The following is a 26,330-nucleotide window of genomic DNA, read 5'->3' as shown; positions in this document are numbered from 1 at the left end:
AAACGTCCATTTTAGAGTAAATGGCAGCAATTTAAAGCAATTCTACGATCGATATCGAATAAGAGGTGCAGTGTCCACAATAAGGGTGTTTAACCGAGCTTGTCAACTTGTTTAAAGACGAACCATTAAATTTCACGCCCGGTGAAAAGTTCAGTTACAGCAACTCCGGATTTTGTTATTGGGGATGATTATTGAAAAAGTGTCGGGTCAAGCATACGAGGAGTTTATTACCGAAAGTATCTTTAAACCCGCTGGCATGAGCCACTCCTCCTTCGCTGTTGAAAATCCGAACGAACTGGCAGTGGGTTATGTGAAGGGGGAGCCCGGTCCGAAAACCGATCCCTCGATCGCTTTTGCCGCTGGAGATATTATATCTACCGGGTGTCCGAATGTTTCTAGCACATACCAGCCATAACCGTATTTGTAGGGGAAGCTGCTAGTATATACGGTAAACATTTTATTTTGTGTTTGTGATTGTAACAGCTTACATCATCGTTTTGAGCAATCAAATGGAAACCAATGCGAAAGCGCTGACGAGGGAATTAGCTTCCATCGTTTTTGGAAAAGGCATATGGTTCTGGCAAAAGTTCATTTAGAATCAGCTTGTTGCCATGGCGGAACCTATTACTCCGCCATGGTTTATAAAATGATTTATTTTGGGGTATCAATTATTCGCCCTACAGATGATATGGTGAACCGTACCACAAGTAAGGCGAAGTTTTTCGCATTAACCGCTGAACAGGCGTGGAAATATAAGTAGTTGATCTTGCCGACTTGTTTTTTTTATTTTTAATGTTTTGAAAATTATTTAAATCGCTCTTCATATTAGATACTAATATAATTATACTTAATGCTTGGGCAGATACTTGAATCCGTGACTACTTATGGGAGTTACGGAAATCAAGGGATGCACCGGACCTATGAATTTTTCGGGTTTCACACTATCTTGAAATCATTAAATTCCCTTAACATGTTAAACAGGATGGAGATCATATGAAATTTAAAACAAAGCTTTATTTAGGATTGGGATCTTTTTTAATTATCATTATTATTCTAGTAACATTTTTAATAAACATGTTTGATCAAATAACAGTGAAAATGAATGTCGTAGTCAAGGAATTATCCGAGAGGGTTAACTTGACTTCAACCATTCAGTACGAGATTACCATTTATGACAGGGAATTAAAGGGCCTCACTTCCGGTCCTCCTGAAGATCTCATTCAGAGCTTCACCAATAATATGGAAAAATCCCGCATGAATACGAATGTGGCAATTGAGTCCCTGAAGAAGATGGATACTCGTGAACAATCGCAGGAGTTAATTGTAAAATTTGCGGGACTCTATGATATTTATACTGAAATGACACAACAAATTATTACACTCAAAAAAGCGGGTATGAAGGCTGAATACGAAAAATTGCTATGGTATGATTTGAAGCAGATTCGTGAACGGATGCTGCAAAATACAGACTTATTAAAAACCCTGCAGGAACAAGAGATAAAAAACGAATTGTTTCGGACCCGCACGACCTATAATGTGGCCATCAAAATGATTTATATTTATTCCTTAATAGGCTTGGTGATAGGAATAGGGATGATCGTTTGGTTAATCTTAAGCATAACGAAGAATCTTAATCATGTAACATCTGTCATGACAAAAGTTACCCAAAATCATGGAACTAAGCTGCCCCGCATTAGGGTGACCTCCAAAGATGAAATTGGTGCGATTGCTGAAGCCTTTAATGGAATGGCGCAAGCTTTGGAACAACACGCTAAACAGGAAATAGAATTAAAAGAAGAAGCACAGGAAAATAGTTGGCTAAAAACAAAAGTTGCAGAAATTGCTACGATGTATCCTAAAGTTGATGATTTGCAGACCTTGGCTCAAATGTTTATTACGAAGATTACGCCTATGGTGGGAGCCAGTTACGGAGTCTTCTATACTCAGGAGAGTAAAGGGGACCAATACAGTCTTCGAAGGTTGGCTGCCTATGCTTCTGATTATGAACAATTTGGATTTGAAAGCTTTCGTGTAGGGGAAGGGCTTGTTGGACAATGTGCAGCAGCAAAACAGACTATATTGCTTAATCAGGTCCCGAATGATCATATTAAGATTGTTTCCGGTACGGGCATGTCCTCACCATCAAGCATAATTATTCTACCCGCTGAGTATGAAGGGGAGATACTGGCTGTTATTGAATTGGCTTCCTTTGAAAAATTCAGTCCTCTTCAGCAAAAGCTGCTTTATGAGGTTATGAGTAATATTGGAAGTGCCATCAATAGTATTGCAAGCCGAATGCAAGTGGTAAAATTGCTGCAAGAATCACAGGCGCTCTCCGAAGAACTTCAAAGTCAATCGGAGGAGCTCCAAGTACAGCAAGAGGAGTTAAGAACGACCCATGAAAAGCTCGAAGAACAATTTGAACATTCGGAACAGAAGAAGAAGGAACTGGAGGAAATCAAGCTGGTTCTCGAGCAGAAAGCCCAGCATTTGGCGCTTAGCTCTCAATATAAATCCGAGTTTCTTGCCAATATGTCCCACGAACTGCGAACACCACTCAATAGTTTATTGATTCTTACTCATATACTTTCTGAGAATGAGGAGAGAAATCTTACCGATAAACAATTGGAATATGTCCGGACCATCTATTCATCCGGTGATGATTTGCTGAATTTAATTAACGACATCTTAGATTTGGCGAAAGTAGAATCTGGAAACTTGGAGATTATTTCTGAAGAATTAAGGCTGCAGGATGTGCAAGTATTTGTAGAAAATCAATTTCTCCCTATTGCCCGTCAGAAAGGAATTGAATTTACCGCTCGGGTCGATCCGGATTTACCAAAGAGTATTTTTACAGATAAGCATCGCTTGCAGCAAATTCTGAAAAATTTATTATCAAATGCCTTTAAATTTACGGAAAAGGGCAGTGTATCCCTATATATACAAAAGGCGGGATCAGGGTTGACCTTTTCGGTTAAGGATACAGGAATCGGGATTCCGGAAGAAAAACAGGAAATGATTTTTGAGTCGTTTAAGCAAGCGGATGGAACCACAAGCCGCAAATATGGCGGCACCGGTTTAGGCCTGCCGATTAGCCGGGAAATTGCCCAACTGCTAGGCGGTTTCATCCAAGTGAAAAGTGAGGTAGATAAGGGATCCACCTTCAGCCTGTTTTTGCCCAGTGTTGAATCGTTCCCATTGGCAGACAATCGATCCTCGGAGATAGAGGCAGCCGCAGCGATTGACGAACAGGCGCACCATTCCGTTCAATCTGTTGAAGTGAATGGACTGTCTGTTGAATCGTGGAACTCTAAACAGCTTAAAAAAACGTTGCTCGACGGTAAAAAAGTGCTTATTGTGGACGATGATATGCGCAATATATTCGCCTTAACGACAGCATTAGAGGCAAATCACATGGAAGTCATATTTGCACAAAACGGACGGGAAGGAATTGACATCTTATGCAACAACCCCGATACGGATTTGGTCCTGATGGATATCATGATGCCGGAGATGGACGGTTTTGAGGCCATTCACACGATTCGTCAAATGCCCAATTTTCAAAAGTTGCCCATTATCGCGCTTACAGCAAAGGCAATGAAACAGGATAGGGAAGAATGCATTAATGCAGGGGCTTCTGATTACATCAGCAAGCCCATAAATACAATTCAATTGCTCTCTCTGATACAGGTATGGGTATATAGATAGGTGGGATTACCATATTAAACCAAACTGATGGAATGAGAAAAATTCAAGTTCATAATGATATCGAATTGGAGAAAATTGAAATTGAATTATTGCTTGAGGGCATTTACCGTTATTACGGCTTTGATTTTAGATCTTATTCATTTCATTTTATCCAGCGCAGAATATGGCATCGAATTCGTGCTGAAAAATTAAAAAGCATATCCGGCCTTCAGGAAATGATTTTCCATAACCCTGCCATGATGAAAAGACTTTTTGCTGATTTCTCTATCAACGTGACAGAGATGTTCCGCGATCCCAGCTTTTTTCTGTCCTTTCGAACTAAAGTCATTCCGCAGTTAAGAGACTGCTCATATATTCGGATTTGGCATGCAGGCTGCTCTATAGGAAAAGAAGTCTATTCAATGGCCATTCTTCTGCATGAGGAAGGGATATACGACAAAACCATAATCTATGCAACAGATATGAATAGCAGCCTTTTAGAACAGGCAAAAGAAGGGATCTTCCCTCTAGACCAAATGCAAAAGTATACGAAAAATTATTTGGCAGCCGGTGGAACGAGGGCTTTTTCCGAATACTATACAGTTAAGCAGAATCAAGTGGTTTTCCATTCATTTCTTAAGGAAAATATTGTGTTTGCTCAGCATAATTTGGCAACCGATCATTCTTTCAATGAATTTCACATTATTATTTGCCGAAATGTGATGATTTATTTCAATAAGTCCTTGCAAAATCATGTACATCAGCTATTTTATGAAAGCCTCAGCTTATCAGGCTTTCTCGGTCTGGGTAATAGAGAGGGGATTCGATATTTAAGCTATGGAGACAATTACGAAGAGTTTGATTCCGGAGAAAAACTGTATCGTAAAATCAAATAGTGCAAGTTCCACACAAAAAGTCAATATTTTAATCGTGGATGACCACCCGGAAAATTTATTGGCTTTGGAAGCTGTACTCATGTCCCCGAATTATCATTTTATCCGTGCAAACTCGGGGGAAGAAGCATTGATGTATGTTTTAAAGCAGGACTTTGCCGTTATTGTGCTGGACGTACAAATGCCGGGATTGAACGGATTTGAAACGGCCCAACTAATCAAGGAAAGAGAAAAATCAAAACATATCCCCATTATTTTTGTTACAGCTATTAGCAAGGATATGGAAAATATCCTTTGTGGTTATTCTGTAGGCGCCATTGATTATATTTCCAAACCGTTTCATCCTGAAACACTGAGACGGAAAATTGAACAACTAGTAAAAATTTATGAAAATCATGAACAAAGTGAGTGGGAGCGTGCGCTTGAACTTGAGGAAGTAAATAAAAAATTGGATCGCACGACTCTGGATTTGCGCAATAAGGAAGCATTGGAAAGGGTAATTGGGGAAACGCTGGCGGATACGATTGTAACTTTTGATGAAAGCGGATATATTTTTTCCGTCAACCCTGCAGTTAAAGGTATGTTTGGGTACAGCACTGAAGAGTTATTAGACCAGCATGTCACTAACCTTCTCCCGGCATTAAAGCAAGATGAAGGGAAAGAGGCTCCATTGATCATTGCACCCTCAATCAAGCCGATTACCGGCAGGTTGATGGAAGCTGTTGCTTTACGCAAAGACAAAAGCCATTTTCCCGCGGATATTCAAATTGGGGAAGCAATTATAGAAAATCAAAACATCTATGTATGTTCCATTCGCGATATTACAGATAGAAAAAAATTCGAGGCACTACGAAGACAGCAATTCAATAATTTAGAAAAGCTGGTGGAAGAACGCACTTTGGAACTCTTACTCGCCAACGAGAAACTCCAGAATGAAATCAAGGAGCGAAAAAAAATAGCGGACGACCTTCACGTATCCCATGAACGTTTTCGCAAAATTTTTGAGTCCAGTCCTTGCTTGATCGCGATTCGTTCTCTCAAGGATGGAAGATTCATTGATGTTAATGACAGCTGGTTACATTATACCGGTTATCACTATGAAGAGGTGACGAATCAAACTGCCGACCTGCTGCATCTTGTATCGGACTCCGGTAACAGCAGTGTAGGTATATTCAGTCTTGAACACGCAAAATCGATTCGCAATGAGAAGATTCGTTATCAGAGCAAGTCCAAGGAAGTGCGCGAGGGTTTATTATCAACAGAATTGATAGAAATTCAAGGGGAATCATGTATTCTCATCGTGGTGACTGACATAACCGAAAGAATTCAATTGGAGAAAGAAATGGTCCGTTTGGACCGTTTGAATTTAATTGGGGAGATGGCAGCAGGAATTGCCCATGAAATTCGAAATCCATTGACTACTGTCCGGGGATTTCTGCAAATTTCGAAGACGAATCACGATTATTTAACACTGGAGCATATTGATTTAATGCTGATAGAACTGGATCGGGCTAACAGTATTATTACGGAATTCCTGAATCTGGCTAAAAATAAAGTTAACGATAAAACCAATCAGCATCTCAATGTCATTTTAAATGCGCTATTTCCACTGATTCAGGCAGAAGCTCTGCTTTCTGACAAGCATGTCCTTCTTGAATTGGGGGAATGCCCCGAACTATATTTAGATGAAAAGGAAATTCGCCAGCTTGTCTTGAATCTCGTTCTAAATGGGTTGGAGGCTATGTCTTCAAGGGGAATGCTTACAATAAAGACATATTCGGAAGAACAATCGGTAGTGCTAGAGATACGGGATCAGGGTATGGGAATTAAACCGGAGATATTGGAAAAAATAGGAACGCCCTTTTTCACAACGAAAGATAAGGGGTCCGGATTGGGTCTAGCTATTTGCTACAGTGTGGCTGAACGTCATCATGCTATCATCGATGTAAAATCAAGTGATCAAGGAACTGCCTTTTCAATTCGTTTTAAATATGGAGTACCATTCGGGGAGGGGTGAAAAGTGAAGAAAAGCTGGATCGTCCCATTGGTTTGCACATTCGCGCTTTTCGTTTTAATCGGGTTAACTGTCAAGTCGCTATGGGGGAATGAAAGAACTAAGGTTTTTGTCGTTCTTGAAGGTTTAGATTCAGAGTACTGGAAAATTGTTGAATCAGGGGCGAAAAAAGCATTTAATGATCTTAATATAGATGGTAAAGTTCTAACGCCCGATTCCATAATTCCAACAAAGGAAAAGTTGTTGAAAAACGTTCTGCAGCAAAACCCGGATGCGCTGATTGTCACACCGCATAATCCATCTCCTATCATTCCCATCTTGACGGAATATAAGGAAAATAATATTCCTGTGTTGTTTTTGGATACGGAGGCCGATTGGAATGATAAAACCTCTTATATCGGAACGGATAACCCTGCATTAGGCAAAAAGGCCGGAGAGCTGTTAGGTTCCATGTTGCAGCCTGGAGATAAAATAGCCCTCATTGGGGGAACATCACAAAATGCTGATGAACGGATAAAAGGGGCTAAAGAAACTTTAGAAGCTGCAGGAATTATAACTGTTACGGAACAGTTCGATCATGTTGATGACATTGCAGAGGTGAGATCTGTAATGAGTAACATTCTGAATATGAAAATGAATCAGACGAATTCCGATATCAAAGGAGTATTTGCCACGTTTGACACATTAGCTCTAAAAGTATTACAAATAACAGAAGAAAAGGGTTTAAAAATTCCCGTCGTCGGAGCAGACGGCAGTATGGACATGGTGAAGGCCATTGAAGCGGAGACGCTGACCGCTACAGTGACACAGAACCCTTATGACATGGGTTATTTAAGTGTTGAACATGCACTGAAAGCCATCAAAGGGGAAACCGTTGAAAAAACGATTGATAGTGGTATTGACATCATAACGAAAGATAATGCTAAGGAGAAATTAGATTTTCTCGAACAGATATTAATACAAGATTAATAAATTGCAGCTTTATGAAAATCGGGGTCTTCAATTCAATTCCCTGCACTGACCGAGTATGTGGGCGGCGGCGGTCCGATCCTTGCTGGTCCTGTGTGGCCGTTCATTTCGATTACGATCGCGTGCGGCGCGATGCTGGTCGTCATTTCGTCATTATGTTCGAGGCGGTGTACATTCTGACGGCGATCGACGCGGGCACGCGCGTCTCTCGTTATCTGATTCAGGACTTCGCCTCAACAGTGGACCGCAATTGCTGAGCCTGCTAAAAGAATAAACGTATGTGTTGAAAGTATGTATGCGTATTTTGAAATGTCCATGGATGTGAGTTGGTTGGCTTTCCGCCTACAGTATCAGTCCGAAGTCATGAAAGGAGTCATCCTTCAGGTTGAGCAGTATATAGATACCGTGGTGAGTGCGCTTATAGGAGATTCTCATCTAACGGATCCTGTCCTTAGAAAGTCTGTCCGATCCGTGTTGCATCCGCTTTTTTACCGTACGCTACGGTTACATGGGGGATTTGAACAGGATGAATGCATCCTGTTTTCATCTAATATTATTGCCAATTCTTATAAAATAAGCGAAGAGAAGGGACAGGGATGAATGGTATGATTACAGCAGATCTAAACTCAATAAACCTCTTGGAGGGTTGGTTTGGTAATGATCCCGCTACAAGAATGAAGTCGGGATTCCCGCTGTACAAAAGCACAGGAACAAAAGAACTATCCGTTGTTTACTTTGAGATCGAACCCGGCAATAGTCTCGGTACTCATACCGATAGTGCTGAAGAAATCATTCTCATTCTGGATGGGACGGCAGAAGCGATTCTTGATAATGAAACAGGTTCATTAGGTAAAGGTCAATTGGCTCTAATCCCTGCCATGGTTCCTCATAATATTCGAAATATCGGTTCCGAGACGTTAAAGGTCGTTGGTTTCTTTTCCAGCCCCAATGTCGTATCTACTTTTGCCGAACCGCTTATGCCGCTTAACGAGAAAGTAGTTGGAACTCCTCCTATTGAATCGGAGCTGCCTTTGACGTGGAATGAAATCTTTCGTAAGATTGTTGGATGATTCCCGGTAAGTCACCGGAAAGCGGACTCTATATAATTACAGCTGGCCTGTCGGCAATGACAGGCCATTTTCGATTCGTTCCATCCGCGCATACTTTCCAGAATGCCGCCGTTATGATGTTCCCTAAGGAAGGATGAATTTTCAGCTTCCGGGCAAGTTATTGGAAAGGACATCAAGGGAGTGATTGTAATGGCAAGAAGAAACAGAAGTTATGTGGTGCCTGGGGCAAAGAAGGGGATGCAAGCCTTCAAAGCGGATGTGATGAAAAACGAAGGATACGCCGTTAATATGAATCGGCCGGACGATGTGAAATACGAAGTGGCCAAAGAACTTGGCGTACCGCTGCAGACGGGCGGCAATGGCGGGCTGTCCACGGAATCGGTCGGCCATGTCGGCGGCAAAATCGGCGGCCCGATGGTTCGAGAAATGATCCGCCTAGCCCGGCAGCAGCTGACGAATCGCGAGGATTCTAAATAAAAATTCAGAATACCAATGAATCATGGAGATAGGAGAGCCGATGACAGAGAATCATTTAGAAGGATCGTGCGGACTACACCAATACCTTCCGCTCATTAACGTTTGATCTGGGCAGGCAGCAGGAATCACAAGAATCCTCGCATGAGTTGATGCGCATGATTGTACAGAAAAAGGGCATATGAATATGCCCTTTTTTTTCCTGTATCCGCTATTTGATCACCTCCAATGGGAGGAAAGCGTATTCCCCGTCCTTAACGGTCTTGCACATATTTTACAATATTCTCACAAATAAATAACAATTCGATAATCTTTTAATTATAAAATAATAATATACTTAAAGGAGGGAAATATCCATGAATAGCAGCTTCAAAAAAGTAGGTAAGGTTATAATTGCAGCTTCACTATTAATTAGCTCTTTTGCAAGTGTGGCAAGTGCAGCAGAGGAGAAGGGCAGCGCGAAGAACGTTATCCTTATGATTCCAGATGGTATGGGGATCAGCTATCTTACAGCTACAAGAATTTTCAAGGGTGAAGAGCTATCTTTCGAGCGTTATATGAAGGGTTTAATGAAAACATATTCCTCTGATACGAACGTTACGGATTCAGCGGCTGCAGGAACCGCAATGGCAACAGGTTTCAAAACGAACAACGGAATGATCTCGGTTACACCAGACGGAAAGCAGCCAGATTCGATCCTAGATGCTGCAAGAGAACGAGGCAAATCAACTGGATTGATTGCTACTTCCCGAATTACTCACGCAACTCCTGCGGTGTTCACAGCACATGATCCAAGCCGCGGCAACGAGGTTGCACTTGCGACAGACTATATTAATAAAGTAGATGTTATTCTTGGCGGCGGACGCGATATGTTCTTGAATGAGAAGGACGGAGGCAAACAGCCTGAACGCAACTTAGTGGCGGAAGCACAAGCTGCAGGCTACGATTACATAACAAATCGTAGTGAGCTGAATAAGGTTTCCTCTAATAAAGTGCTTGGCCTATTCGCTATGAGTGATTTGAAATACGAAATCGACCGTGACGAGCAGAACGTTCCAAGTCTTTCGGAAATGACAGAGCTAGCAGTAGATGTACTGAGCAAGAACGAAAAAGGCTTCTTCCTGATGGTAGAAGGCAGCCAAATTGACTGGTCTGGCCATGCTAATGACCCGGTAGCAACAATTACAGATATGCTTGCTTTCGAAGACGCAGTAGACGTTGCGCTTGATTTCGCGAAGAAAGATGGCAATACTCTTGTTGTTATCGTGGGTGACCATGAGACTGGCGGGATCAACATCGGCAATACACCAGGCGGCTACAAAGAGAATATTGATGTGTTGAAAAAAGCAACAGGCAGCGCGAACGCTGTAAGAGATGCGTTGAAAGCCCAAGCACTCTCCATTAATATTGCTGACGCTAAACTAGTAGATAACAATTACTATATGCCAATTAGAGAAGTTACGGCGAAAATGAATGGCCAGCTTACTTACAATAAGGAAGATTTTTCTGCAGATGTAATGTGGAATAACGTAAAATTTCAATTGAAGCTTCGAGAGAAACAAGTAGTTGTAGGTTCTGAAGCTAAAGCAGCTGATTTCTTTATTGAAAACAGCACAGCATACTTCAACCTTGGGCAAATTGCTGAATTGATGGGTACGCAAGTAGCTTACGGTACAACGAAGGACAAGCCGCAAGAGACGAAAGCATACTTTGTACAAGTTAAGAAAGCCGTTGAACCGATCGTTGGCTTCGAATTGAATGACGATAACGTGAAAAGCCTTACTAACGTAAACTGGGATGACAGATTCCAACTAGCAAACGAAGTAGGAACAGTTATGTCTGCTCACGCCCTCATCAGCTGGGGCTCCCGCCACCACACTGGCGAAGAGTTGCCGCTTTATGCGTACGGAAAAGGCGCTTACGAGTTCGTTGGTTTAATCGATAACATTGATCTGCCTCGCATCATTTCCTATCTCATGGGCGTAGAGCTTTTCGAGAATGAAGAGCAATTTATGCAAAAGCTAGAAGAAAGAAGAAATCAATAGAATTTAGCAACCTGGAAAGGGCAGTCTCTTGGTCAATATGGCCATGGAACTGCCCTTTTCAGGCATAGGTTCCTTAAAAAATCCGTATTGGAAAGACGACCAAGGCTGAATGGTGAATTAATAATAATTTAACTTGGATTTAATCTAATGATTACAAATTTTCATTAACATAAAGTTGCACAAATTAATAAATCAATTTGATTAATTAAAGGAGGTTTACTTTCCGGCAGTTCCTTTTAAGTTAACCTATTGTTTATTTTGCGGTTTTATTGAGAACAAATAAAAAAAACAGTCAGGGAGAGAATACGCATGTTGAAGATGTTGAAACTCGGCTTGATAACGACGCTCATTTTGACGATGACGATCGGATGTGGTCAAAACAAAAACGAGTCCGCTACCGGAGGACAAACAAAAACGGAGAGCACGGCTCCTGCCAAGCAGCAAGACAACGTTAAGCTGGTTTATTACGGATGGAATCCTTCGGAAGAACAAATGACCAAATCAATGATCGAAAAGTTTGAAGAAGAAAATCCGAATATCACGATCGAATATTTTGCTTATGAACCGAGCAGTTACTGGCCTAAAATTAGTGCCCTAGCCGCTTCCGGCAACCTGCCCGACGTATTTGAAATGAGTTCTGGTTATGTCGATGAATGGGCCTCCAAAGGATTGCTTCATAATATTCAGTCCATGGTCGACCGGGACATTGACAAGAACAACTATTTTACGAGCGTCTTCAATGCGGTAAAGTACCCTGATAAGGAAACAGGCGATATGTATGCTTTCCCTTACGCTTGGGTCACTACTGTACTCTATTACAATAAAGATTTGTTTGATGCCGCCAAGCTGGAGTATCCGAAAAAAGAGTGGACGTGGGATGATTTCCTGAATGCCGCGAAGAAATTGACGATTGATAAAAACGGCGACGGAAAAACGGATCAGTGGGGACTCTATTTGTTTGGACGCTATGCGCACATTGAACCATGGGTGTATCAGAACGAGGGACGACTGCTGAATGAGGATAAAACAAAATTTGAATTGAACGCGAATGGCAAGGAAGCTCTGCAATTTTTGACCGACTTGACGGTAAAACATAAAGTATCTCCTTCTCCGAAGGATATTACAGGCATCAAGCAGGATGAAATGTTCGGACAGGGTAAAGTGGCAATGTGGGTAGACGGATCATTCGCGATCGACGGCACGCGCAAAACAGTGGGCGACAATTTCAATTGGGACATTACAACGATACCGCGCGGTCCTAATTGGAAGGAAGATATGACTTACGGTTGGCCGGATAATATCTCCATCTCCAAAAACTCGAAGCACGCTGAAGAAGCATGGAAATTTATTAAGTTCATGAGCGGCAAAGACCGGCCGATTGAAACCTATTCCGGCGGCAAGGTGCCGATTTATAAGCCAACGGCTAATCAGCAAGCATGGCTGGAAACGGACAAGCAGCCAGCGAGCAAGAAGATCATTCTCGAGCAGGGTGCAAATATCGGCCGGAATTCGTACACGAAGTCGTGGTCCGAATGGCGCGGATACGCGGCGGCCAAAGGTTCTGGATTAAACGGGGAGCTTGATCAGGTATTCGACGGTCAGAAAACATTGGATCAAGCAATTGAGAGTGTGACTCCATTCGCCAATGAAGTGTTGAGCAGAAAATAACAACATTTTACACCGGTTGATCTATGGGAGGTTTCTCTTCAGAAATCTCCCGTTTTATAGAAAGAAGGGTAGGGTGAGAGAATGCACTACGGAAAAATTTCTCCATATCTGTTTTTGTTGCCTACGCTCTTAGGGCTGGCGCTGTTCCGGCTGATTCCGGTCGGCGTTTCTTTTTATGCCGGTTTTACCAGCTGGAATATATACTCCCCGCCGGAATGGGTAGGGCTGGACAATTACACAGAAATGTTCAAGTCTAAACCATTTTGGACGGTGCTGCAGAACACGCTGCAGTTCTCCTTGGTTTTTGTTGTCAGCGTATGCGTAACCGGGCTGGTTTTCGCGGTTCTGCTTAATGCCAAACTTAGGGGAATCCGGTTTTTTCGAGGATTGTTCTTTTTGCCGGTTATTACGTCTATAGTCGCCGTCGGCATTGCGTGGAACTGGATTTTAACCCCGCAGGCCGGCATCCTCAATCTCTTGCTGGAGAAGGTCATAGGGCTAACTGAATCGGTATCCTGGCTTGGTGATAAAAAATATGCTTTGTACTCTCTTACCATGGTGTATGTATGGAAAAACGTCGGCTACCAAATGATTATTTATTTGGCAGGATTGCAAAGTATTCCGCGGGAACTGGGCGAAGCGTCGAAAATCGACGGGGCCAACTCATTTCAATCGTTCTTTTTCGTTACGCTCCCATTGCTTACGCCAACCGTGTTTTTTGTATTGATCATTACGATTATAGAGTCCTTTAATACGTTCGGAATCACGCATTCGATGACGGAAGGCGGACCATACAATGCGACGAACACCTTGTCGTACTTTATTTACCAGAATGCGTTCGTACACTTCCGAATGGGTTATGCGTCAGCTTTGGCGTATGTGCTGTTTCTGCTTACCTTGCTTGTCACCGGCATTCATTTTCTGGTCAAGAAAAGGTGGGTGAAATATCAGTGAAAAACAGGAAATATGTAAAGAATCTGTTTACTTATCTGTTTTTATCGTTGTACGGAACGGCTACCCTTTTCCCGTTCTTGTGGATGGTTGTGACTACATTTAAATCGGAAGGGGCTATTTTTGAAATTCCGCCCAAACTCATTCCGGATAAACTGTTCAAACCGGGCATGTGGGACAATTATACGGAAGTGCTCCTCGACTACAATTTTCTGCTCTATTTGTGGAACAGCACATTGATTTCGGGAGCGGCTTCATTCGGACAGCTCATCACTTGCTCGATGGCCGGTTTTGCATTTGCCAGAATGAATTTTTTTGGCAGAGGATTTTTGTTTACTGTATTGGTGGCGATGATGATGATCCCGGTAGAAGTAAACATCATTCCGGAGTTTTTGATGTTTTCAAAGATCGGCTGGTTGGACAGCTATTTGCCGCTTATTGTTCCATCGTTTTTAGTCGGTTCCTTCGGAACTTTTATGTTGAAGGAGCATTACATGAATGTTCCGCAAAGTCTGGAGGATGCTGCCGTTATCGACGGCTGCAAAACTTTTCAAATATATCGGCATATCTTTTTCCCGCTTTCGACCGCTCCGTTGGCTACCATATTCGTGATAGCTTTTATGAATAATTGGAATGATTTGCTCCGACCGGTTCTTTACATTCAATCACCTGAACTGCGGACGGTTTCTCTCGGACTCACGCAGTTTCAATCGCTTTATTCCACGGATTGGAATTTGATGATTACCGGTTCGGTCGTTTCTATTTTACCCTTGATTATTGTATATTTGTTCACCCAACGGTTCATTATTGATGGAATGATGACTTCTGGTACGAAAGGGTGATAGATTGTCATTAAGTGGAAACCATTGATTATGGACGAAAGGAATCGATATGCTGCTGATCATACTAATACTAGCTGTTATTTTCTTTATTTTTGCCATATTTTTTATTTGGATTCATACAGCTCCCCGCAACTGCCATGGATCGGATGCGCTGATTATTTTGGGATATAAAGTTGAAGGCGATCATATGAACTACTTTCTGGAGGAGAGATTGAGTGCCGCTTTAGAGCTGCTTCGCGATCACCGCTTTGAGAAAGTGATCGTTACCGGCGGTATTGTAGGTGCCTCCTCAAGAAGCGAAGCGGAAATCATGAAAGATTTTTTGCTGAGACATGGGGTGGAGCCGGATCGAATCCTGTTGGAAATGGAGTCAAAGGACACGATTGATAATCTGGTTAACTGTAAAAAAATCATGGATCGGGAAAAACTTCGTACTTGTTTAATCATCTCCAACTCTTTTCATCTTCGCCGGATCAAGCTGATCGCCGATACGGTCGGCGTCAGCCCCGGGTATTATGCCCGCCGAAGTTTTCATTCACTGCTCAAGCAGGGAGTGCGCACATATAATGAATTACGCACGTTTATCATCACCATTCGATTGTTGAAGCAAAAAGAAAGAGGGTATGAATAATGGAATCGTCGGCATGGAGCATGGAGACATGCGTATTTAGAGGCTCGAATGAAATCAATGAAGATGTGTTGATTGTCAATTCTAAAAACCGGATATTCGGCGTTGTTGACGGCGCCACATCCGTCAATGCCTACCGCGATGAAAAAGGGAAGACCGGAGGTTATTTGGCGGCTAACCTTCTAGCCTCCTTTTTTACGGATGCCCAGGATTCTGAAAACCTTGTAGACGTGGTTCAGAAAGCGAACCGCGAGCTTCGAAGCAGAATGATCAATAGCAATGTGGATGTTTCAAACAAAAAGAATTTGTGGAGCGCCGCATTTGCCGTTTTTCGGATATCCGATACCAGGATCGAGTATGTCCAGGCCGGAGACTGTATGCTATTTGCAAAGTATGACGACGGTACCGTACGTGCCCTGACACATGATCAGGTAGCCCATCTTGATTTCATTACGATCAGCAAACGGGAGGAAGCGAAGAAGAATGGGTGCGTTACAAGGGAAGAAATTTTTCAATATATTCTTCCTACTGTTTCCGGAAACCGGCAAAAAGCCAACACGCTGCAAGGGTATTCCGTTATGAACGGCGAGCCTGAACTGGACTGTTTTTTGGAATCGGGAATCATAAACCGGGCATGTCTGAAAAGGTTATACGCGGTGACGGATGGATTGTTCTACCCCGGAACACGGGCGGATGGTAAAATGGATTGGAACCATATGCTGTCAAGGATCGATGAAACCGGGCTCGAAGCCTATGCGGAGCAGCTGATTCTGCTGGAAGAATCTGATCCGCAGTGTAACGTGTATCCAAGGATAAAACGATCAGACGATAAAACCGGAATTGTGATCGATTTTTAGGACAAGCATGATTCACTTCGGAAGTCGATATTGTTTATACGCAAGCTTGCAACAGGGAGGGAATACATGTTGAACGAAGAAAGAACATCGAGTCCTCAGCTGATGAAGAGCATAAACCAACAGCGGGTATTGAATCTGATCCATCAGTCGGGTCCGATTTCCAGAGTCGGCATTTCGGAAAAAACCGGCCTGACCCAGCAGACGGTCACGAACATCGTCAATCGGTTAATCCATGATGAAGTCGTTATAGAGACAGAGGATATGGCTCCATTATCTGGGGTCGGGGCCGGACGAAAGCCGATTCCGTTGCGGATCAACAGATCCAATCTGTATGCGATCGGGATTGATGTAACAGTCAAACAAATCAGCGGCGTGCTCATGAATTTTGACCATCAGCAGCTCATACAATTCGAATGTCCGGTTGAATGTTTTGAATCCGCAGAACATACGTTTGAGTGTATCGTTCAGGTTGTTGACCGGCTTTTGGCGGGATTTGTGCATCCGGAACGGATCAGAGGGATCGGTGTGAGCGTGCAGGGGCTGGTGGATTCCCAAACGGGCATTGTCTTGAACGCGAATGCGTTTCATTGGCGCGAATACCGGTTAAAAGAGCAGCTCGCGAGGCATTACCGTTATCCCGTGAACGTTGAAAACGACGTCAACATGATCGCCATCGTTGAAAATTTGACGGGCGCATTATCCGCCTCCAGAGATAATATCATTTTAAAGTTGGATCAGGGTATCGGCGGAGCGATCGTAGTCAATAAACTACTGTACGCTGGCTACAGGAATGTGGCGGGGGAATTCGGACATTTCAAGGTTGATTTCGGGCCTAATGCCCTTCCCTGCAAATGCGGCAGCCGTGGCTGTCTGACGACCATCGCTTCGATTGGCGGATTGGAAAAAAGATTGGAGATCGGCTTCGATGAAATGATGAACCGGTTTCGATCCCACGATCCCTTTATTCGGGAAGAGTTAAGGGTCACCGGGGAGATAATCGGCCAATCACTCGCAAACATCGTAACTTTTTTCAACCCGGACCATGTTTTGCTCACGGGGAAATTGATTGAGCAGACGAGAGATTTTCTTTTGCCGGTGGTTTTGGAGAAAATTTTGGAAACTGCGGCTCCATACTGTCGTAATACCGTAATCAAAGATACCGTGCTTCAGGACGGCGCTTTAATGGCCGCAGGACTGGTAATCAAAGAAACGGTCTCGTCAAATATCCGGATTGCGGATTGATATTCAAATGAAGGGCGGGTTATGCTCGGTGGACAATGAATGGCTTAAGTGGGCAAGAAGAATCCAGGCGCTTGCGCAGTCGGGGCTAACCTATTCAAGAGATGTGTATGACATCGAAAGATTCGAGGAACTAAGGGACATCAGTGTAGAAATTATGGCTAAATACGCAAATAAGGAAATCGAGTACGTTAAAGGCTTATTTGCGGCGGAGAACGGATATGCAACCCCGAAGGTGGACGTCAGAGGGGTGATCTTCAAGGGAGATAAACTCCTGCTTGTCAAGGAAAAATCGGACGGATGCTGGTCGCTGCCGGGCGGATGGGCCGATATCGGATTTTCACCGTCTGAAGCAGCGGTGAAAGAGGTTAAAGAAGAGGCGGGATTTGACGTGAGGCCTGTTAAATTGCTTGCCGTTCTGGATCGAATGCGCCATCCACACCCGCCCCATCCGAATCATATTTATAAAATATTTATTTTGTGTGAAATACTAGGCGGATTTGCCAGCGCAGGATTGGAAACAGATGACGCAGGATTTTTTAGCGAGCTTGAGCTGCCTGAATTGTCAACGGATAGAAATACAGAATCGCAAATAAAAATGCTGTTTGACTTTCTTCATAACCCGGATAAAGAAGTCGTCTTCGATTAATTTTTGATAATGGAGAGTCAGGCCAGGCCGTTTCAGCCCGTGTCCGCAAAAAAGCCATGAAGCTGCTCTTCATGGCTTTTGCATGGCCAAGCGATCAATGCCCGCCGTCGATTCGCTCTATATCTACGACGACTTCGAGCCGTTGTTTGTCCGTGCCTTGATAAACGCCCTTAACCGGGACGATATCGCTGTAGTCTTGGTATCGTAGGTGAAATTGGTGTGGATGGCATCGGAGATGGCTTAAAGCAGCTGATAGATGCTGCCTGCCTGGTCTTTATCAATCGTTAAATCCGCAAAATCTTTTAAACAAGAAGGCACACATTATGATCTCGCGCGTTTAAGGAAGCACATTTCCTGCCGCACGATAGATCGCATACCATTCTTCGCGTGTTAGATGAACATGGCTTGCCTTACAGCAATCTTTTAACCGGTCGATATTCATCGTGCCGATGACCGGTTGCATGTGTGCGGGATGGCGCAAAAGCCATGAGATGGCGATTGTCGTGTTACTGACTTCATATTTGTTTGCAATTTCATCGATCTTTTGATTCAAATCCGGGAACTTGTCGTTTCCTAGAAATACGCCCTCAAAAAATCCGTATTGGAAAGGAGACCAAGGCTGAATGGTGATATCGTTCAGTCTGCAATAATCAAGCACGCTGCCGTCCCGGTTCACAGCATCATCATTTTCCATATTCACATTAAATCCATTAGAGATCATGGTGGCGTTGGTGATGCTTAATTGCAGCTGGTTGGCAACAATGGGCTGCTTCACCGACTTCTTCAGCAACTGGATCTGCATTGGAGTCTGATTGGAAACGCCGAAATGCCGCACTTTCCCCGAGCTTTCAAGAAGATTGAAAGCTTCCGCCACCTCTTCCGGTTCTACCAACGTATCCGGACGGTGCAGAAGCAGAATGTCCAGATAGTCGGTTTTCAGCCGCTTCAAGATGCCGTCTACCGACTCCAAAATATGTTCTTTGGAAAAGTCGAACATTCCCTTCCGAATGCCGCACTTGGATTGCAGGATGATCTTTTCACGAATATTCGCATTCATATCGATGGCATCCGCAAATATTTCTTCGCATGCTCCACCGCCGTAAATATCAGCATGATCGAAGAAATTCGCACCTTCTTCCATTGCCGTTTGGACAAAACGCTCAGCCTCGGCTTTATCCAGCGAATTAATACGCATGCAGCCGACTGCAACGACCGGTACCGCTAATGTGCTGTTTCCTAGTTTCATTGTCCTCATAATTAATGTCCTCCTCAGTGATTGGGTAACCTGGCTTAATGGATTTCTCGCATATAGGGATATGGTTCGACTTTATATCCCTCAGTTTAGCTGAATAAATAGTCTTACGTAAGAGCTGAAATATTTTATAGTAAGTAAAAGAAAAGTAACTAAGAAATGATAAGGCATTTACCTAAAGCAGACTGTCATTTACATAAGATGCATTCAGCACCTCTTTTATGGTACAGTAGGTGGATGAATAAAAGGAGGATTACACATGCAGAATAATACGGATCATGAAGCATTACCGCCTAAAACATGTTCGATTGAACGTTTGATCACTGTGCAGTCGGATGTTGATAAAGTCATAATGGGAGAAAAAACCGCCACCCGCCGCAACGGGCGTTACGCGGATGTTGGTGAAATTATGACGCTTCAAGGCCACAGCTATGTCGTGGAACGAGTTTACAAGCAGTCTCTTGGTGAATTAACAGACGCGCATGCCAATCAAGAGGGATATTCGAATGTAGAGGAATATAAGCAATCGATTCTTTCGTATCATCCGGGTATGCCTTGGCTGCCGCATATGCAGGTATGGGTTCACGAGTTTCGTCCCGTTCAGGAGTAGTTAACGGTGAATATACTGCATAAATTGCTGCTTTATATCCATATTGTAAGTGCGATTATGTCTATTGGACCGTTCTTTGTATTAATTCCAATGGTCAAAAAGCTGCGGGCAGCGGAAGCCTCGGAACAACATGTATATATAGACAGTTTCAGGTCTGCGATTCGATTGGCTAAACATGCGGGCCATGTATTGGTTTTATCCGGCGTATTGCTTGTGATCGTTGGCTCTTGGTCATGGAAATCGTCATGGATTGTAATCACTATTCTTATTTTGGTAAGCTCTTTATATTTTCTAGCTCGTGCATTCTCGCCGAAGCTGCGAAAATTAAATGAGCCCGGTCAAGATAAAGGGGATTTGGTACGGCAGCTCAGCCGTTCCATCTGGATCTATCTCGTTCTCTTAATGACGATGCTTTGGTTTATGGTTGCTAAGCCGCAGCTGTGGTAGCATACGAAAACGACTCTAAATAACAAAAAGAGCGAACAAACAAAATGCTTGTTCGCTCTTTTTGTTATTTAATAGCTGAATAAACTCGGTCATGATCCGTTTTAAATGAAAAGTTCACGTTTTTTGTATGTCAAACCCTATATTAAAACAGCAATATTCCTTGATGTATCAATGATGTGAATAAGCACTTTGTTTCCGCAGGAAACAGGTGCTTATTCACAATAGGCAATCAGGCGACGGATGAAGAGAACTCACTCCTGAAGATGGGGAACTGACGAAGGAAAGCCGTGTGCGGGAAATCCGCATGCACGATTTGACGGGGAGTCCGAGGGAGTAATCCCTCGTCTTACCCTACTGGTTGTACAAATAGTGCTTTTGTTTGCTCCCGGGTTCGACAGAAACCCCCTAAATGTAGGCACCCCTTCGGGTGCTGTGTATAACTAAAATCCTTTTATGGTCCGGTTTTTCAGACTTTTCCACATGATTACCCGTTACGTTCAGCTCGCACACAATGAGCGCAATCCAGTGACAGGAACGCCACAGGCGAAGATACTCTACCATTTTGGTCGAGCTGATGAACTGGATACCGAGGGACTCAAGCGCTTAGCCGCCAGCATTCATCGCTTCATCGGTGAGCCGCTTCCTTCTGGTTCTAAAGAGCCTTGCTCAGCATCAGTGATGATGCTGAAATCTAAAGCCCTCGGCGGTACGTGGTTGCTTGACCAGTTATGGAAGAAGCTTGGCATCGGAGATGCGATCACCAAGCGTTTGGCGGATCGGGAGTATCGTATGCCAGTGGAACGCGCGATCTTTGCAATGGTCGCCAATCGAGTTCTTGACCCAGGCAGTAAGCTTGCCGTTGAAGACTGGGTCGACCGCGAAGTCATCATACCTGATCTTCCGGCTTTTGAAGTTCAGCACGGCTACCGGGCTATGGATTTTCTCCTGGAGTCGGATGAAAACATTCAACGTGAAGTATTCCATACTGTAGCAGATTTGTTGAATCTTGAAGTCGATCTTCTCATTTTCGATACGACTTCCACGTATTTTGAAACCGAAGAATCGGAAGAAGATGAATTTCGTAAAACCGGATACTCCAAGGATCATCGTCCTGGCCTGCCGCAGGCCGTAATCGGATTTGCCGTTACCCGAGATGGAGTCCCCATCCGCTGCTGGGTCTGGCCAGGCAACACATCGGACATGAGTGTGGTGCCGGAAGTTAAAAAAGATTTGATCGGCTGGAAACTCGGCCGTGTCATCACAGTCGTCGACCGCGGCTTTTGCTCCGAGGACAACTTGCGCGTGTTGCAACACACTGGCGGGCATTACATCGCCGGGGAAAAGATGACTTCCGGCAAACCGCCGGTTGAAGCCGCATTAGCTCATCCAGGGCGCTTCAAGACCATCCGAGACAACCTGGAAGTGAAAGAAATCGTTATTGTCGATGGAGAAGCGCGCAAGCGTTACGTACTTGTCCGTAATCCGGAAGAAGCCAAGCGGGATGCGGCACGGCGAGAAAAACACTTAGAGCATCTTCGCGTTGAACTCGCCCGGCTTAAAGAATTAGATGGCGACGCACACACCAAAGCACACTGCCGACTTCATAGCCATGTGACCTACAAACGATATTTGAAAATCGATAAGCGTGGCAATCTGTGAATTGACTTGAACGCCGTTAAAGCGATGGAACACTTAGATGGCAAGTACTTGCTGCGCACGTCAGATGACACGCTATCCACCGAAGATGTTGCGCTTGGCTACAAACAGCTTCTGAAGGTCGAAGCGGCCTTTCGGACATTAAAACAATCACTGGAGCTGCGCCCTGTTTACCATCGAAAGGAAGAACGGATTCGTGCACATGTTTTGCTTTGCTGGCTAGGATTGATGCTCATACGGATAGTCGAAAACAAGACCGGTAAGACATGGCGAGAAGTTCTATCACTGATGCAGATGCTGCACTTGGTTGAATACCGTTTGGATGCAGGAAAGCTATGTCAGGGAACTGAACTGACGGAAGAACATAAGGCAATTGTTTCTGCCCTAGAAATTAAAGAACCCCAGCAAATATGGGATATTTCGCTTCATTAGCACCAAAAAAATGTAGGCACCACACGTAATTATCCACAACCGCCGCATCCCTTGTCCTATCTAGGCCCGTGGCGGTTTATATATCTACGGACTGTCGAAGCCGGGTTGCTGTAAATACCCCAAAAGAGACAGTTCTGAGATGCCGTTCTAACACCCCAAAGAAACACTGTTTTTTATTGCAAAATATCGGTTTTTTAAATTGCAGTTTTCAGAGCAACATCGTATCTTTAATAATGAAAGCGCTTTAAAAAATATAAAGGAGGTATTTGATGTGAAGAAGTTTTTCGCAGTCTTTCTTTGCGCCGTGCTGCTAGTCTCTCTGATCCCCGGGCTCCCCGCAATGTTCAATCAGACTGTATATGCCAGCGGAACATACAAGTTTGACTTCGGCTCGGACAGCAGTCCCTTGGAAGCCGGCTACACGCTGGTATCCAACACGATGAAGTACAGCATGACCCGGGGCTACGGACTAAGCACCACGACGGATTTTCGCGACAGAGGGGCCCCCGACGCGCTTCGGAGAGACTTTACGATTCTGGGCAGCAGTTACTCCTTTATGATCGATCTGCCGAACGGCGACTATGCGGTGAAAATCATATCGGGCGACCAGATCGCCAGCAATAGGACATCTATTGATATTGAGGGCGTATCCTACGGGACGATCTCGTCAAGCAGCGGCTCGTTTGCCGAATTCAAGAGGGTCATTACCCTGACGGACGGTCAACTCAACTTTACGTTCGGCAGGGACGGACGTGTCAACGCGATTGAGATTGCATACGTCGAGAAGCCGAGCGGGCTTCGTATCGTCAGCAAAACGTTGACTTCGCCGACTTCAGCTACCATAGGCTGGAATGTCATTACCGGTGCGGCTAGCTACAATATTTATCGTATTGTCCATGACCCGGAGGAAGGGAAATCGACTGCGGTCAAGATCGGCAGCTCCATCACCAACCAGTATACGGACACTGCAGCCGAGCTGGGCTTTACTTATGAATACATGGTGAGCCAAATAACGGCCGACGGTTTCGAATCCAAAACAAGCAGCCCGATTTCGGTGTCCATGACCGACGGCGTGACGAAGGGGCCTGGCGCTCCAACAGGGCTTGCGTTGGTAAGCGCTCTCGAAACCTCGGTAACGTTAAGTTGGGCACCTGTAACGAATGCCGCGAACTATTATGTCTATCGGAAGAAGACGCTGAACGGACCGTATGTGAAAATCGGGGCCACGACCCAGACCCAATACACCGAGAACATCGAAACCACAAGAAAACATTATTACAAGGTGTATGCTGCCAATGCCGGCGGGCTATCGGCTGCGTCTGCCGTACTGGAGACTCCGATCGTCAAGGTATATAAGCGCCAGATGGAGAAGATCGATCGCGCTTTGGTCGCCGTGCCGACACAGAACGGCATCTACATAGGCTGGCGAATGTTGGGCGACGATCCGACGGACGTTTCCTTCAATCTCTATCGTAACGGGGTCAAAGTCAACGCCACGGCGATTACGGGAAGCACAAATTATGTGGATTCAAGCGGAACAACGAATTCCACCTATGAGGTGCGCGGTATTATCGGCGGTGTCGAGCAAGTGGCATCGGGTCGCGCTGCCGTATGGTCGGCGAATTACCTGGATGTGCCGCTGCAGGTGCCTGCGGGCGGTACGACTCCGGATAATGTGACCTATACGTATCGGGCCAATGATGCCAGTCTCGGGGACGTGGACGGAGACGGCACATATGAGATCATTCTGAAGTGGGACCCGAGCAATTCCAAGGACAATGCCCACTCCGGCTATACCGGCAACGTGTACGTGGATGCCTACAAGCTGAACGGTACGCGGTTGTGGAGAATCGACCTGGGAAGAAACATCCGCGCCGGCGCTCACTATACCCAATTCATGGTTTACGATCTTGATGGCGACGGCAAAGCGGAAATAGCCATGAAAACGGCGGACGGTACAGTTGACGGAGTCGGAACCGTTATCGGCAACCCGAATGCCGATTATCGAAATACGAACGGCTATGTTCTGGACGGTCCCGAATTCCTGACCATCTTCGAGGGAGCGACGGGCAGAGCGCTGGCCACAACCAACTATAACCCGCCGCGAGGCAATGTTTGCGACTGGGGCGATTGCTACGGCAACCGAGTCGATCGATTCCTGGCGGGAATTGCCTATCTGGACGGGGAAAGACCCAGCCTCATTATGTCCCGCGGATACTATACAAGGACTGTCATTGCGGCATGGAACTGGAGGGGCGGCTTGCTGACCAATCTGTGGACCTTTGACACCAACAACAGCGGTTATTCCGAGTGGGCAGGCCAGGGCAATCATCAATTAAGCATTGCGGACGTCGACTATGACGGCAAGGATGAAATTATCTTCGGCGCCATGGCGGTCGATCATGACGGCAAGGGGCTGTACAATACGAAGCTCGGGCATGGGGATGCGCTTCATGTCGGGGATTTCGATCCGAGTCGGCCGGGTCTTGAAGTGTTCGACGTTCATGAAAGCCATCCGAATCCGGCGGGAATCGAATTCCGGGATGCGGAAAGAGGTCAGTTGATCTGGGGGGTGGCCACCAACTACGATGTAGGCAGAGGTACAGCCGGCGATATCGACCCGAGATACCCGGGAGCGGAGATGTGGGCGATTGACGGCGGAGGCTTCAACAGCCCCACCGGCGGCCTCTATTCGACCACAGGCACAAGAATTTCGACCGCTATTCCTCCAGCTAACCATGTAATTTGGTGGGATGGCGACTTGCTTCGCGAAATTCTCGATCATACCTGGGACAGCGATACCAGCACCGGTGTAGGGAAGATCGACAAATGGGACTACATCAACAGCAGAACTGTGAATCTGTTAACGCCGACAGGGACCTATTCCAACAACCACACCAAAGGCAACCCATGTCTGCAGGCGGACTTGTTCGGCGACTGGCGGGAGGAAGTCATTTGGCGTCTGGAGGACAGCTCCGCACTGCGGATCTTCACGACAACGGATGTAACGAATCATCGGCTGTACACATTGATGCATAATCCCTTATATCGACTGGGAATTGCCTGGCAGAATGTTGCCTACAACCAGCCGCCGCATACGGATTATTTTCTGGGACACGGCATGACGACTCCGCCGATGCCGAATATTTACCCTGTTGGCTCAAACACAACACCAGCCAGATGAACCTGAGCAGGACGGCGTACACGGATAACGGATAAACACCATTGAGCGAAGTTTCGCGGATGCCAATGAGCTCCATGGACTTCGCTATTGCCGTTTTCGCGGTCGTCAAACATAGCCGATTCTTCCATATTGGGAGGAACAATTGCTTCCGCATGGCTGAGCGAATCGTTCGTAGGGGTGGGTAATGGTTGCGGGACAACAGCGTGCGGAGCCTTATTCTGCTGAAACGGCCGGAGCTCGATTCGCAAGTGAGGCGGTGCGGTATTGCCCTGGCGTCAACCCGGTCTTGCGCTTGAACAGCCGGCGGAAAAATTTCATGTCCAAATAACCGACGGCCGAGGCGATGGACGGAATGCTGTCTAGGGACGATTTCATCATGCGGCACGCGGCATCGATCCTCAAGTTGTGCAGATATGTGATATAGCTCATGCCGACCTGCTTACGGAACAACCGGCTGAACTGGCGTTCACTAAGCTTCGCTTCCGCAGCGAGCTTGTCCAGTGAGAGCTCCTTCGAACGAAAGTGGGCTTCCATGCATGCGACGGCTTGAGCAACCGGGCTCCAAAGTGCATGTGAACCGGTGTCTTCGCAAGTTCTGCGGTACAGCCCGATCAGGATTCGTACGACAAGAGTCGTTAACAAGGAACGATAGCCGGGCGGTTTGATGCTAGTACCTAATCAATCCTTAAACTGTGGGTAAAGGCGTTTTAGTTTGATTCTTGCTTCATTGGTGGTAAACTGCCAGTCAACACCTTTCTGGGAC

20 protein-coding genes and 2 pseudogenes are annotated in these 26,330 nt (G+C 45.1%); 20 read left to right on the top strand and 2 right to left on the bottom strand.

What is annotated here, in order from left to right; translation table 11 throughout:
- Positions 1-172 precede the first annotated feature (172 nt).
- The 16 genes and pseudogenes from L1N85_RS23555 to L1N85_RS23480 all read left to right on the top strand — a co-directional run bounded on the left by L1N85_RS23555 (position 173) and on the right by L1N85_RS23480 (position 17,986).
- Complete coding sequence (locus L1N85_RS23555; RefSeq protein WP_407946556.1) at positions 173-415, top strand: serine hydrolase; 243 nt, start codon at positions 173-175, stop codon at positions 413-415.
- Between the two features lie 578 nt (positions 416-993).
- Complete coding sequence (locus L1N85_RS23550; protein ID WP_235241475.1) at positions 994-3,708, top strand: ATP-binding protein; 2,715 nt, start codon at positions 994-996, stop codon at positions 3,706-3,708.
- Between the two features lie 32 nt (positions 3,709-3,740).
- A complete protein-coding gene (locus tag L1N85_RS23545) occupies positions 3,741-4,583 on the top strand; it encodes a CheR family methyltransferase (protein ID WP_235241474.1) in 843 nt (280 codons plus the stop codon).
- Positions 4,546-6,597 carry a PAS domain S-box protein gene (locus L1N85_RS23540; protein ID WP_328285276.1) on the top strand — a complete coding sequence of 684 codons (2,052 nt, stop codon included), beginning with the start codon at positions 4,546-4,548 and terminating at the stop codon, positions 6,595-6,597. Before L1N85_RS23545 ends, L1N85_RS23540 begins: the two co-directional genes overlap by 38 nt.
- 3 nt (positions 6,598-6,600) lie before the next feature.
- Positions 6,601-7,563: a sugar ABC transporter substrate-binding protein gene (locus tag L1N85_RS23535; RefSeq protein WP_235241472.1), complete on the top strand. Its 963-nt coding sequence runs from the start codon at positions 6,601-6,603 to the stop codon at positions 7,561-7,563.
- Between the two features lie 30 nt (positions 7,564-7,593).
- A pseudogene (locus L1N85_RS23530) lies at positions 7,594-7,805 on the top strand (carbon starvation CstA family protein); the annotation flags it as partial.
- A gap of 354 nt (positions 7,806-8,159) precedes the next feature.
- Positions 8,160-8,633 carry a cupin domain-containing protein gene (locus L1N85_RS23525; RefSeq protein ID WP_235241471.1) on the top strand — a complete coding sequence of 158 codons (474 nt, stop codon included), beginning with the start codon at positions 8,160-8,162 and terminating at the stop codon, positions 8,631-8,633.
- A gap of 189 nt (positions 8,634-8,822) precedes the next feature.
- Positions 8,823-9,110, top strand: coding sequence for an alpha/beta-type small acid-soluble spore protein (locus L1N85_RS23520; protein ID WP_235241470.1), 288 nt, complete (start codon positions 8,823-8,825; stop codon positions 9,108-9,110).
- 353 nt (positions 9,111-9,463) lie between these two features.
- Positions 9,464-11,152: an alkaline phosphatase gene (locus L1N85_RS23515; RefSeq protein ID WP_235241469.1), complete on the top strand. Its 1,689-nt coding sequence runs from the start codon at positions 9,464-9,466 to the stop codon at positions 11,150-11,152.
- A 309-nt stretch (positions 11,153-11,461) separates the two neighbouring features.
- Positions 11,462-12,820 (top strand): ABC transporter substrate-binding protein, encoded by a 1,359-nt coding sequence (locus L1N85_RS23510; RefSeq protein WP_235241468.1) that lies wholly within the window; start codon positions 11,462-11,464, stop codon positions 12,818-12,820.
- An 81-nt stretch (positions 12,821-12,901) separates the two neighbouring features.
- The gene (locus L1N85_RS23505) at positions 12,902-13,774 is read left to right on the top strand and encodes a carbohydrate ABC transporter permease (protein ID WP_235241467.1); all 873 of its coding nucleotides are present in this window, start codon (positions 12,902-12,904) and stop codon (positions 13,772-13,774) included.
- A complete protein-coding gene (locus L1N85_RS23500; RefSeq protein WP_235241466.1) occupies positions 13,771-14,613 on the top strand; it encodes a carbohydrate ABC transporter permease in 843 nt (280 codons plus the stop codon). The genes L1N85_RS23505 and L1N85_RS23500 overlap by 4 nt, the downstream gene beginning before the upstream one ends.
- A gap of 49 nt (positions 14,614-14,662) precedes the next feature.
- Positions 14,663-15,244 carry a YdcF family protein gene (locus L1N85_RS23495; RefSeq protein WP_235241465.1) on the top strand — a complete coding sequence of 194 codons (582 nt, stop codon included), beginning with the start codon at positions 14,663-14,665 and terminating at the stop codon, positions 15,242-15,244.
- Complete coding sequence (locus L1N85_RS23490; RefSeq protein ID WP_235241464.1) at positions 15,244-16,098, top strand: protein phosphatase 2C domain-containing protein; 855 nt, start codon at positions 15,244-15,246, stop codon at positions 16,096-16,098. The genes L1N85_RS23495 and L1N85_RS23490 overlap by 1 nt, the downstream gene beginning before the upstream one ends.
- 66 nt (positions 16,099-16,164) lie before the next feature.
- A complete protein-coding gene (locus tag L1N85_RS23485; protein WP_235241463.1) occupies positions 16,165-17,340 on the top strand; it encodes an ROK family transcriptional regulator in 1,176 nt (391 codons plus the stop codon).
- A 28-nt stretch (positions 17,341-17,368) separates the two neighbouring features.
- On the top strand, positions 17,369-17,986 hold the full coding sequence (locus tag L1N85_RS23480) for an NUDIX hydrolase (RefSeq protein WP_235241462.1): 618 nt from the start codon (positions 17,369-17,371) through the stop codon (positions 17,984-17,986).
- A 337-nt stretch (positions 17,987-18,323) separates the two neighbouring features.
- On the opposite strand, the gene L1N85_RS23475 is transcribed toward L1N85_RS23480, so the two are convergent.
- Entirely contained in the window at positions 18,324-19,241 is a 918-nt protein-coding gene (locus L1N85_RS23475) for an aldo/keto reductase (protein ID WP_235241461.1), read from the bottom strand.
- Positions 19,242-19,497: 256 nt separating this feature from the next.
- Between L1N85_RS23475 and L1N85_RS23470 the strand changes: the two genes are divergently transcribed.
- From L1N85_RS23470 to L1N85_RS27745, 4 genes and pseudogenes are all read left to right on the top strand, one after another.
- Positions 19,498-19,848, top strand: coding sequence for an ASCH domain-containing protein (locus tag L1N85_RS23470; RefSeq protein WP_235241460.1), 351 nt, complete (start codon positions 19,498-19,500; stop codon positions 19,846-19,848).
- Positions 19,849-19,860: 12 nt separating this feature from the next.
- Positions 19,861-20,295 carry a DUF2269 family protein gene (locus L1N85_RS23465; protein WP_235241478.1) on the top strand — a complete coding sequence of 145 codons (435 nt, stop codon included), beginning with the start codon at positions 19,861-19,863 and terminating at the stop codon, positions 20,293-20,295.
- 453 nt (positions 20,296-20,748) lie between these two features.
- Positions 20,749-22,383, top strand: a pseudogene (locus L1N85_RS23460) (IS1634 family transposase).
- A 271-nt stretch (positions 22,384-22,654) separates the two neighbouring features.
- Entirely contained in the window at positions 22,655-25,567 is a 2,913-nt protein-coding gene (locus tag L1N85_RS27745; protein ID WP_328285275.1) for a rhamnogalacturonan lyase family protein, read from the top strand.
- 213 nt (positions 25,568-25,780) lie between these two features.
- Here L1N85_RS27745 and L1N85_RS23450 read toward each other — a convergent pair whose 3' ends face one another.
- Positions 25,781-26,209 (bottom strand): helix-turn-helix domain-containing protein, encoded by a 429-nt coding sequence (locus L1N85_RS23450; RefSeq protein WP_235241459.1) that lies wholly within the window; start codon positions 26,207-26,209, stop codon positions 25,781-25,783.
- Positions 26,210-26,330: the final 121 nt, after the last annotated feature.

Source organism: Paenibacillus alkaliterrae, assembly GCF_021532375.1.
Classification (GTDB): Bacteria; Bacillota; Bacilli; order Paenibacillales; family Paenibacillaceae; genus Pristimantibacillus; species Pristimantibacillus alkaliterrae.
The sequence above is the reverse complement of the archived record's forward strand: the minus strand, read 5'-3'. Positions and strand labels throughout refer to the sequence as shown.